Annotated in this window: 9 protein-coding genes; 7 read left to right on the forward strand and 2 right to left on the reverse strand. The window is 68.6% G+C overall.

Features of this window, described 5'->3' with window-relative positions:
- Positions 1-210: 210 nt before the first annotated feature.
- Positions 211-531, reverse strand: a complete 321-nt coding sequence (gene fliE, locus AC1DS3_RS29380; protein WP_441640317.1) for a flagellar hook-basal body complex protein FliE — start codon at positions 529-531, stop codon at positions 211-213.
- 512 nt (positions 532-1,043) lie between these two features.
- On the opposite strand from fliE, the gene fliF reads away from it, so the two are divergent.
- The 7 genes from fliF (at position 1,044) to alkB (ending at position 8,817) form a co-directional block, all read left to right on the forward strand.
- Positions 1,044-2,753, forward strand: a complete 1,710-nt coding sequence (gene fliF, locus AC1DS3_RS29385) for a flagellar basal-body MS-ring/collar protein FliF (RefSeq protein WP_441640318.1) — start codon at positions 1,044-1,046, stop codon at positions 2,751-2,753.
- Positions 2,743-3,735 (forward strand): flagellar motor switch protein FliG, encoded by a 993-nt coding sequence (fliG, locus tag AC1DS3_RS29390; RefSeq protein WP_477128489.1) that lies wholly within the window; start codon positions 2,743-2,745, stop codon positions 3,733-3,735. Before fliF ends, fliG begins: the two co-directional genes overlap by 11 nt.
- On the forward strand, positions 3,722-4,579 hold the full coding sequence (fliH, locus tag AC1DS3_RS29395; RefSeq protein WP_441640320.1) for a flagellar assembly protein FliH: 858 nt from the start codon (positions 3,722-3,724) through the stop codon (positions 4,577-4,579). The genes fliG and fliH overlap by 14 nt, the downstream gene beginning before the upstream one ends.
- A complete protein-coding gene (fliI, locus tag AC1DS3_RS29400; protein ID WP_441640321.1) occupies positions 4,500-6,047 on the forward strand; it encodes a flagellar protein export ATPase FliI in 1,548 nt (515 codons plus the stop codon). The genes fliH and fliI overlap by 80 nt, the downstream gene beginning before the upstream one ends.
- Positions 6,040-6,495: a flagellar export protein FliJ gene (gene fliJ / locus AC1DS3_RS29405; RefSeq protein WP_174425237.1), complete on the forward strand. Its 456-nt coding sequence runs from the start codon at positions 6,040-6,042 to the stop codon at positions 6,493-6,495. The genes fliI and fliJ overlap by 8 nt, the downstream gene beginning before the upstream one ends.
- A 26-nt stretch (positions 6,496-6,521) precedes the next feature.
- Positions 6,522-8,030: a flagellar hook-length control protein FliK gene (locus AC1DS3_RS29410; RefSeq protein WP_441640322.1), complete on the forward strand. Its 1,509-nt coding sequence runs from the start codon at positions 6,522-6,524 to the stop codon at positions 8,028-8,030.
- A gap of 133 nt (positions 8,031-8,163) precedes the next feature.
- Entirely contained in the window at positions 8,164-8,817 is a 654-nt protein-coding gene (alkB, locus tag AC1DS3_RS29415; RefSeq protein WP_459375243.1) for a DNA oxidative demethylase AlkB, read from the forward strand.
- Between the two features lie 30 nt (positions 8,818-8,847).
- Here alkB and AC1DS3_RS29420 read toward each other — a convergent pair whose 3' ends face one another.
- Positions 8,848-10,098: a DUF1444 domain-containing protein gene (locus AC1DS3_RS29420; RefSeq protein ID WP_441640324.1), complete on the reverse strand. Its 1,251-nt coding sequence runs from the start codon at positions 10,096-10,098 to the stop codon at positions 8,848-8,850.
- Positions 10,099-10,306: the final 208 nt, after the last annotated feature.

Below are 10,306 nucleotides of genomic sequence, written 5' to 3' on the forward strand. Positions count from 1 at the left end.
CCTTAAGGCGATGCGAGTTTGGGTCCCGGCCGCTCTTTTCGCCGAATCCCGAGGAGGGTGTCGCCCCATCCGGCGCGCCTTTTTTGCCTACTTTTTTGGCAAGACAAAAAAGTAGGTCGCCGCCCCGCAGGGGTGGTGAAACGGCAGTTGCCTTTGACCTTGAAGTTAAGCCGTTGCAGCTAGCCTCCAAGCAGCCACAAGCCACTCCCCTCAAACCGTCATGCTCATCATCTCCTGATAAGCCGCCGTCAACCGGTTCCGAACCTGTACCCCGGTCTGAAACGAAACATTGGCCTTCTGCATATCGATCATCACATCGTTGAGCGACACACCCGGCTTGCCAAGCTCAAACGCCTCAGCCTGCCCATAAGCCTTCTCCTGCACGTTGCTGATGCGCGCCAGCGAACGCTGGAGCTCGCCGGCAAAACCGCCGGAGGAAACGGCGGAAGCCTGGCTTTCCTGCCCGGTGGCGCTCTGGGCCAGCCCGCGCAGTTGCTGCAACATGCCGTCGATGGAAGAGATGGTAGTCATGGCGATCCGCTTGGAACCCGCCCCGCCCTGGCCAGCCAAAGCCCGCCCCGGGGGAAACCGGTTCGAAAAATGAGTCATTAAGGGTTGCGCCGGGCACCCGCCCGGGCCTCTGCCGGCAAACCTGGCGCAATGCGCCGCCTATGCCACAAATACCGCATCCGCGCGCGCCACCTGTGCCAGCCCCCGAAGCGTACTCGCGGCGTCACCCGGGCCATTGCGGGAATTCGGGTGGAAAACGAGGCCTATTCGCCGGATTGTCGACACCCGCCTTGGATGATCATCGATACCGTGCCGAATCTGGGATGCCGCTCTCCTTTGCGCGCCCGGTCCGGACCCKAATCTCATCAACTATCGCGGGGAGTACGCGTGTTTTGTCAGCAGCGTGATCTTAGCCATGCCGAAGCCCGGGTTAGCCAGGCCAGCCGGGGTGGACAGGGCAGCCAGAGCGGCGCCCGCCATCCGGCCCAGCCGATCCTGACCCATGCCGGCCCGGCCGTGACGGGGGCGCGCGCATGAACGCCGTGGCAGCCCTGTCGAACAAGTCCGAGCTGTTCGAGCGACTCAAGACCAATCCGCGCCTGCCCCTGATGCTGGGCGGCGCGGCCCTCGCCGCGGCCATCGCGGTGGGTGTGCTTTGGTCGCGTGCGCCGGACTACAAGGTGCTCTACAGCAATCTGTCCGAGCGCGACGGCGGTGCCGTCATCGCCTCCCTGCAGCAGATGAACGTGCCGTACAAGTTCGCCGAAGGCGGCGGTGCGGTGATGGTGCCCTCCGAGAAAGTCCACGAAACGCGGCTGCGCCTGGCTTCGCAGGGCTTGCCCAAGAGCGGCACCACGGGCATGGAACTGATGGACACGCAGAAGTTCGGCATCAGCCAGTTTGCCGAACAGGTCAACTACCAGCGCGGCCTGGAAGGCGAGCTGGCCCGCTCGATCGAATCGATTGCGGCGGTGCAGTCGGCGCGCGTGCACCTGGCCATTCCCAAGCCGACGCTGTTCGTGCGCGAACGCCAGAAGCCGACCGCCTCGATCGTGCTGCAACTCTACCCGGGCCGCGCCATCGACGACGGCCAGGTCGCCGCGATCGGCCACCTGGTTTCGTCCAGCGTGCCGGAACTCACGCCCAAGGCCATTTCCATCGTCGACCAGCACGGCAACCTGCTGTCCGGCAGCGGCACCAACGAGCGCATGCTCGACGCCGGCCAGATCAAGTACGTGCAGGCGCTGGAGCGCAACTACGCGCAGCGCGTGGAGGCCATCCTGGCGCCGATTCTCGGCCAGGACAACGTGAAAGCGCAGGTTACCGCCGACGTGGACTTCTCCATCGTCGAGCACACGGACGAGTCCTACAAGCCGAATCAGGACCCAACCCGCGCCGCCATTCGCAGCCAGCAATCGAGCGAGTCGAGCCAGCAAGGCGCAGCGCCGGTTGGCGGCGTGCCTGGCGCGCTGTCCAACCAGCCGCCGGCGCCGGCCACGGCCCCGATCACCACGGCCCAGCCGCCGCGCCCGGGCCAGCCGAACCAGCCGGGGCAGCAGCCCGGCCAGCAAGGCCAGGCCGCTGGCCAGGCCCAGGGCGGCGCCACCGCCACGGCCCAGACCGGCCCGAGCAGCAACCGCCACGACTCCACCACCAACTACGAGCTCGACCGTACCGTGCGCCATGTGCAGCAGGCACCCGGCGGCGTGAAGCGCCTGTCGGTGGCCGTGGTGGTCAACTACCGTCAAAAGGCGGGCGCCAACGGCAAGATGGTGTCTGAAGCCCTGCCCGCCGCGCAGCTCGCCCAGATCGAGAACCTGACCAAGGAAGCCATGGGCTTCTCGGCCGACCGGGGCGACTCGCTCAATGTGGTCAACAGCCCGTTCACCGTGGACAACGACATCAAGCCGGAACTGCCGCTGTGGAAGCAGCCGGAAATGATCGCCCTGGCCAAGACCGCCGCCGGCTACCTGCTGCTGGCACTGCTGGCGCTGTTCGTGTGGTTCAAGGTGGCGCGTCCGGTGCTGCGCAAGTACACCGCGCCGCCCCTGCCGCCGCCACAGGAAAAGTCGGCCGACAACGAAGCCATTCTGTTGCCGCCTGAAGAGCTGGCAAATCCGGAAGTCCTGCGGCTTGCCGCTAAATATGAAAGCGATCTCGCCCTGGTGCGTGACGCCGCGCAGCGCGACCCGCGCCTGGTTGCTAGTGTGATCAAAAACTGGATGGCTAGCGATGACCGATGAAGGATTGCAGAAGAGCGCCATCCTGATGATGTCGCTCGGTGAAGACGCCGCAGCAGAAGTATTCAAGCACCTTGGCCCCCGCGAAGTGCAGAGCCTGGGCTCAGCCATGGCCACGCTCAACTCGGTGACGCGCGAGCAGATGTCCGCCGTGCTGGCCGAGTTCCGCTCGGAGACCGAGCAGTACCTTGCGCTGAATGTGGATTCGAGCGCCTTTATCCGCAGCGTGCTGAACAAGGCGCTGGGCGAGGAGCGCGCGGTATCGGTGATCGAGGACATCCTCGAGTCCCGCGACCCGGGCGCCGGCATCGACTCGCTGAACTGGATGGATTCCACTTCGGTGGCAGAACTGATCCGCGACGAACACCCGCAGATCATCGCCACCATCCTGATCCACCTGGACCGGCAGAAGTCGTCCGAGATCATCGCGATGTTCACCGAGCGCCTGCGCCAGGACGTGATCCTGCGGATCGCCACCTTCGGCGGCGTGCAGCCTGGCGCCCTGCAGGAACTGACCGACGTGCTGACCAAGCTGCTGGCGGGCCAGAGCCTCAAGCGCAGCCGCATGGGCGGTGTGCGCACGGCGGCCGAGATCATCAACCTGATGAGCACGGCCCACGAAGAAGCGGTGATCGAAGGCGTGCGCCTGCACGATGGCGACCTCGCGCAGAAGATCATCGACGAGATGTTCCTGTTCGAGAACCTGATGGAAGTCGACGATCGCGGCATCCAGCGCGTGCTCAAGGAAGTGGCCACCGAATCGCTCATCGTCGCGCTCAAGGGTGCGCCGGTGGAGTTGCGCGACAAGTTCATCMGCAACATGTCGACCCGCGCGGGCGAAATGCTGCGCGAAGACCTCGAAGCGCTGGGCCCGGTACGGGTCTCGCAAGTCGAGGCCGAGCAGAAGAACATCCTCCAGGTGGTACGACGCCTGGCCGAAGCCGGCGAAGTTGTAATCGGTGGTGGCGACGATGCCTACGTCTGAACGTGCCCTGCGCCAGTTCCGGGGCCTTGCCTCGGACAGCGATTTTGTCGATGGCCGCAGCGAGCTTCGCGGCGATCATGCCAGCGATGCCGGCGATGGCCGCGCAGCGGGCAACCGCGGCGCGCCGCGGCAGGCCGGCTTCGAGAGCTTTACCGCGCCGGCGGGCCGCGCCCCGCAGAAAAACGGCTGGCAACGCTGGCAGATGGTCTCGCTGGATCCGCGCAAGGCCGCGCCCGCTCCGGCGGAGTTCATGCCGCTGGAACCCGCACCGCCCCCCATCGACTTCGCCGCGCTCGACGCCATGCGTGAAGGCGCGCGCAAGGAAGGCTACGCCCAGGGCTATACCCAGGGCCAGACCCAGGGCTACGGCGACGGCCACCGCGAAGGCTATGCGCGCGGCCTGGAAGGCGCACGCACCGAAGCCGCCCACCTGCAGCAACTGGCCGCCACCTTCAGCCACGCGCTTGGCCGCGTTGACGAAGAAGTGGCCCAGACCCTGATTTCACTGGCGCTGGATGTCGCGCGCCAGCTCGTGCAGCAGGCCGTGCAGGCCGATCCCGCCGTGCTGCTGCCTGCGGTGCGCGAACTGCTCGCGGCCGAGCCGGCGCTGTCCGGCTCGCCCTGCCTGCTGCTCAATCCCGAAGATGTCACGCTGGTGGAAACCCACCTGACGGGCGAACTCCAAGCCGCCGGCTGGAGCGTGCGCGCCGACCCGGCCATCGCGCGCGGCGGCTGCGTGGCAAGCGCCGCCAGCGGCGAGCTCGATGCCACGCTGTCCACGCGCTGGAGCCGCGTGGTCAAGGCGCTCGGCCGTGACGACCCGTGGGAGCCGCCGCATGCCTGATACCTCGGCCAATACCTCGGCCAACGCCTCGGTGAATCCGGATTTCACCGCCGGCCTGCATGGCCAGCGCTGGCGCGATGCGCTCACCGCGGCCTCGGCCGGCATTGCCGAGATCGACAGTAAGCGCAGCTGCGGCCGCCTGACCCGCGCCGCCGGCCTGGTGCTGGAAGCCGTGGGCCTGCGCCTGCCGGTCGGCAGCGATTGCCTGATCGAGCTGCCGGGCGGCCAGCTGCACGGCAAGAGCACCGGCCCGCGCCTGGCCGAGGCGGAAGTCGTCGGCTTCGGCGCCGACCGGCTCTACTTGATGCCGCAGTCCGACGTGGTGGGCCTGGTGCCCGGCGCGCGCGTCTACCCGCTCGAGCCCACGCCGCTGCCCAGCGGCGACACCACCCCGCGTGAGCCGGGCTCGAAGCGCCTGCCGGTAGGCGAAGGCCTGCTCGGGCGCGTGCTCGATGCCGCCGGACGTCCGCTGGACGGCCTGGGCCCCATCACCGCTGCCACCGAAGTCACGCTCGGCGGCACGCAGATCAACCCGCTGTCGCGCGCGCCTATCGAGACCGTGCTCGACGTGGGCGTGCGTGCCATCAACGGCATGCTCACCGTGGGCCGCGGCCAGCGCATGGGCCTGTTCGCCGGYTCCGGCGTGGGCAAGAGCGTRYTGCTSGGCATGATGGCGCGCTACACCAGCGCGGAAGTGATCGTGGTCGGCCTGATCGGCGAGCGCGGCCGCGAAGTGAAAGACTTCATCGAGAACATCCTGGGCCCGGAAGGGCGCGCGCGCTCCGTGGTGGTAGCGGCGCCTGCCGACACCTCGCCGCTGCTGCGCATGCAGGGCGCCTCCTATGCCACGCGCCTGGCCGAGTACTTCCGCGACCAGGGCCGCCACGTGCTGCTGATCATGGACTCGCTCACGCGTTACGCCATGGCCCAGCGCGAGATCGCCCTGGCCATCGGCGAGCCGCCCGCTACCAAGGGCTATCCGCCCTCGGTGTTCGCCAAGCTCCCCACGCTGGTGGAACGCACCGGCAACGGCGCCGAAGGCGGCGGCTCGATCACGGCCTTCTACACCGTGCTGACCGAAGGCGACGACCAGCAGGACCCGATCGCGGATTCCGCGCGCGCCATCCTCGACGGCCACATCGTGCTCTCTCGCAGCCTGGCGGAATCCGGCCACTACCCCGCCATCGACGTGGAAGCCTCGATCAGCCGGGCCATGACGGCGCTGATCGAGCCGCCGCAGTTCGCCTCGGTGCGGCGCTTCAAGCAATTGATGTCGCGTTACCAGCGCAACCGCGACCTGATCAGCGTGGGCGCGTACGTGCCGGGCAACGATCCGGAGCTGGACCTGGCCATCCACCTGCATCCGCAGATGGAGGCCTTCCTGCAGCAAGACATCCATGAGCGCGCCGGCTATGACGCCTCGATCGGCCAGTTGCATAGTCTCTTCCAACGGAGTGAACATGGCTAAGCCATCTGCATTGAATACCTTGGCCGACCTGGCCCAGAACGATACGGATGCCGCCGCGCGCGAGCTGGGCCGGCTGCAAGGCCTGCGCAACCAGGCGGAGCAGCAACTGGCCGCGCTCACGCAGTACCGGCAGGAATACCGCGAGCGCATGCAAGCCATCGCGCAGGACGGCATGACTTCCACCCGCTGGCAGGACTTTGCGCAGTTCCTGGCTTCGCTCGATACCGCCATCCGCCAGCAGACCGAAGCGCTGGCGCGGGCCGAAGCCCAGTTGCTCGCCGGGCGCGCCAACTGGCAGCAGCAAAAGCGCCGCCAGAGTTCCTTCGACACGCTCATTACCCGCGCGGATACGCGCGAGCAGATTGCCAGCACGCGCCGCGAGCAACGCGACACCGACGAATACGCAGCCCGCGCCGCCCGCCTGCAAGTTGCAGGCCGCCACCGCTAAGCCGCCCAGACAGACCGAGCCCGAACATGATCGATATCAGCCAGATTGTCAGCAATGCCGCCACGGCCGCCACAGCCGCTTCTTCGCGCAGCACCAGCAGCACCAGCAGTGCCGATGCGCAGCAGCAAGGGTTCGGCGATGCGCTGGCGCGCGCCCGCAACGACGACCGCACCAGCAGCACCAGCAGCACCAGCAGCAATAGCAGCAATAGCAGCAACGCCGGCAATGGCAGCGCAAGCAACGCCAGCAACGCCAGCAACAACACCGATAACGCGGCCGCACGCAACGACGCCGGCGGCCAGAACGCCAATGCCGCCAAAGAAGGCACGCAGTCCAGCACGGTAGCCACCAAGCCATCACGCCGCCAGGACAAGGACGCCGAGACGTCCGAGGACCAAGCCGCGAATCCCGCCGCACAGTCCGCCGCCGCCGCGCTGGCCGCCCTGCTCGCGCCGCAGCCGGCACAGCCTGCCGCGCCGGCAGCCAACGGCGCGCTGCCAGGCTCGACCGGACTACCCGGCACTGCCGCCCTGGGCGCGCAAGCCGGCTTGAAAGACATGAAAGACCCGGCGCTCGCCACCGGCGCGGCCGCGACGCCCGACGCGGGCGCACCGACGGCGTCAGCCGCCGCCGATACGCTGGCCACCATCGCGTCCCAGCGCGCCGCGTTGCAAGCCGTGCCGCAAACGGCTGCCGGCACCCAGGCAGCAGCCACGGACAAGCCCGCCGCAACGCCCGGCACCGACGCCACCAAGGCGAGCGCGGACCTGGCCGCCAGCCTCAAAGCCGCCATGGCCGGCCAGCAAGGCGGCAATGGCCAGGCCTCCTCGGGGCAGCAGGACGCCTCGCTCGGCCAGCCGTACAAGGCCCCGCTGCAGCTTGGCGATGCCGGCAAGAACAGCCCGCCCGCGGCAACCACCACCGCCGCGCCGGCCAACCCGATGCAACTGGCAGCAGCCATGCGCGCCGCCGAGCCGGCCAGCACCGAAGCCACGCCCGCCGCCGTCACGCCGCTGATGGCAGCCGGCAGCCTGGCCGCGAGCCAGGCGCCAACCTCCGGCGGCCTGTCGCCGGCCACCTCGCTGCCGATCGCCCCGCCCGTGGGTGATGGCCAGTGGCCGCAAGCGCTTGGCCAGCAGATGGTGCGCCTGTCGACCCAAGGCAACCACACCGCCGAGCTGCAGCTCAATCCGCCCGACCTCGGCCCGCTCAAGGTCGTGCTCAACGTCGTCAACGACCAGGCCCAGGCCCAGTTCGTCTCGCCGCACGCCGCCGTGCGCGCCGCGGTCGAAGCCGCACTGCCGCAACTGCGCACCGCGCTGGCCGACAGCGGCATCCAGCTGGGCCAGACCTCGGTTGGCGCCGACAGCTTTGCCGGCCAGCCCGGCAACGGCCAACAGCAGCAACGCCAGCCGGGCAATGCGCAGAACGGCTTCGGCACGCTGGCAGGCATGCCGGCAGCCCCGGTCAATGCCGGCCCCGTTGCCCCGGTGGCACGCACCCTCGCCCGCGGCGAGGTCGACACCTTCGCCTGACCGCGCGGGCGGGATGGACGCTCGGGCGCACACACCCGGGCTGGCCACGCAGACCGGCGCATTCGCGCTTACCATGTCGTTTTAGAGCAGGGCCGCAGCCACCAGGGCTGGCGCGCCCGCCCGCCAAGACGCCATGACCTTCGACCTGTTCGACTCCCTCCCCCAGGACGCCCCCCGCGCCGAGCCCATCGTGCCCGGCGCAGTGGTGCTGCGCGGCTTCGCTCGGGAGCATGAACAAACCCTGCTGGATAACGTGCGCGCCATTGCCACGCAAGCGCCGTGGCGGCACCTTGTCACGCCGGGCGGCCTGCGCATGTCGGTGGCCATGACCAACTGCGGCCAGTTTGGCTGGGTTTCGGATATCACCGGCTATCGCTACGAAGCGGCCGATCCCCTCAGCGGCCAGCCCTGGCCTGGCATGCCGGATGCCTTCCTGGCGCTGGCGCGCGATGCGGCCGCCACGGCCGGCTTTGCCGATTTCCGGCCGGACGCGTGCCTGCTCAACCGTTATGCACCGGGCACCCGGCTCTCCCTGCACCAGGACCGCGATGAGCTCGACCTGCGTGCGCCCATCGTCTCGGTGTCGCTTGGCCTGCCGGCCGTGTTCCTGTTCGGCGGCCTTGCCCGCGCCGAGCGCCCGCTGCGCGTGCGGCTGGCGCATGGCGATGTGGTGGTATGGGGTGGCCCGGCCAGGCTGGCGTTCCACGGCATTGCGCCGCTGGCCGACGGCGATCACGCGCTGGTGGGCCGCGAGCGGATCAACCTGACTTTCCGCAAGACGCGCTAACGGCGCGCCGGGCGCGTTGGCAGGCGAGCGTCAGCCGATCTCATCGAGCAGCGCCAGCCGGCGATCGTCGGGAAACGCCTTGACGCGATACCTGGCAGGATACTGCGCCTCCGGCTCCATCAGATCGCCCAGCAAGGCCAGCGCCTGCTGCCAGCCCACCACCCGCGTCCGCCCCACGCCATCGGCCGCGTCGGGCCGTACCAGGGCGATGCGATCCGCGCGCGGCAGCGAAGTATCCACGCCGCACGTCCAGGTGGTGATCGAAAACGCGGTAAGCGGATCATCCTGCCGCCCATAGAGCACGTAATTGGCCAGGAAGACATCGGCACCGTCGCGCTCGTTCAGGCGGTCAAGGGCAGCCTTTTGCGTGTCGTATTCTTCCTTGCGGTACAGCCGCACCAGATGGGCAAGGTGCCGTGCAGCCTCCTCGCCAGCCGGGACGAAATGCAACACCTCGGTCCCCGTGGGCACAGCGTGCGCCACGCCCCCGGGCTGGTAGCGGAACATGGCCGGCGAGATCGTGCGGCCCTGGCGGGACGCTTGCAGGCTGAGCTCCACCATGCGCAGCTGCCCGGCATCATCCTGGTCGCCCGTCACCAGCAGCACCTCGCGGGTTGGCATCATGAAGACCGGGCGGCCGCGTACCGGTACCCGCTCCAGCACATCCGGCAGCAGCGCGCGGCTGGCCTCGTAGCCGTCGCTCCAGGCGCCCTGGTAGACGCCCTGCGCGACCGGGACGAAGGCTTCGCCGGTGTGGTCGCGCAGGTTGTCGCCCGCGATCTGCAGCGCCTGGCCAAGTGTCACCTGCCAGGAGGCGGAGGGGCCATTGAGCAGCGTCGACGTGGTTTCCGGATAGTCCACCGCCAGCAGGATCACGCAATCCTCGCCGAAGGGCAGGTAGGCGACATCAAAGGTCGAAGGATCGCCTTCCGTGCGCAAGTGGTGCAGCCGGATCTCGTCGATCAGCGAGCGGCTGCGGATCAGCGGGCGCAGCATGGGCCGGGCCTCGGACAGCAAGGCCGGCGTGGCCTGCCCGCTGGAACACAAGGTGGCCACGAAACCATGCAGCGCCTTGTCGCGCTGCGCGCCAGGCGCCTCGCAGTACGCCCGGTAGGCGTTGTGGAGGTTGAAGAAAGCGTTGCGCCCGTGCTCCAGCCGGAACTCGTCCGCGTTGAAATCGAGGCGCCCCTCAAAGCCCTGGCGCCGGGCAGCGGCAATGAACAGCGCCGCGAAACGATCCGGCGGCGGCTTGCGCAGGAAAAGCGAATCGAAGAAACCCATGTCGATGGCGTGGCCCGGATGTTGGCGGGAAGGTTGGCCCTGCTGCTGACCCGGATGCTGACCCGGATGACGGTGCTTACACCTTACCCTATGTCCCGGCGTTTCGGCATCCTCGCCGTGCTCCGCCATGCGCCCTGCCGCGCGGTGTTGCGCTGCCATGTTTTCCGCTATTCTTGGGCTCGCCGCGGCGCGGGGCCGACCTCCCGCC

Source organism: Cupriavidus sp. 01L46, from assembly GCF_056399905.1.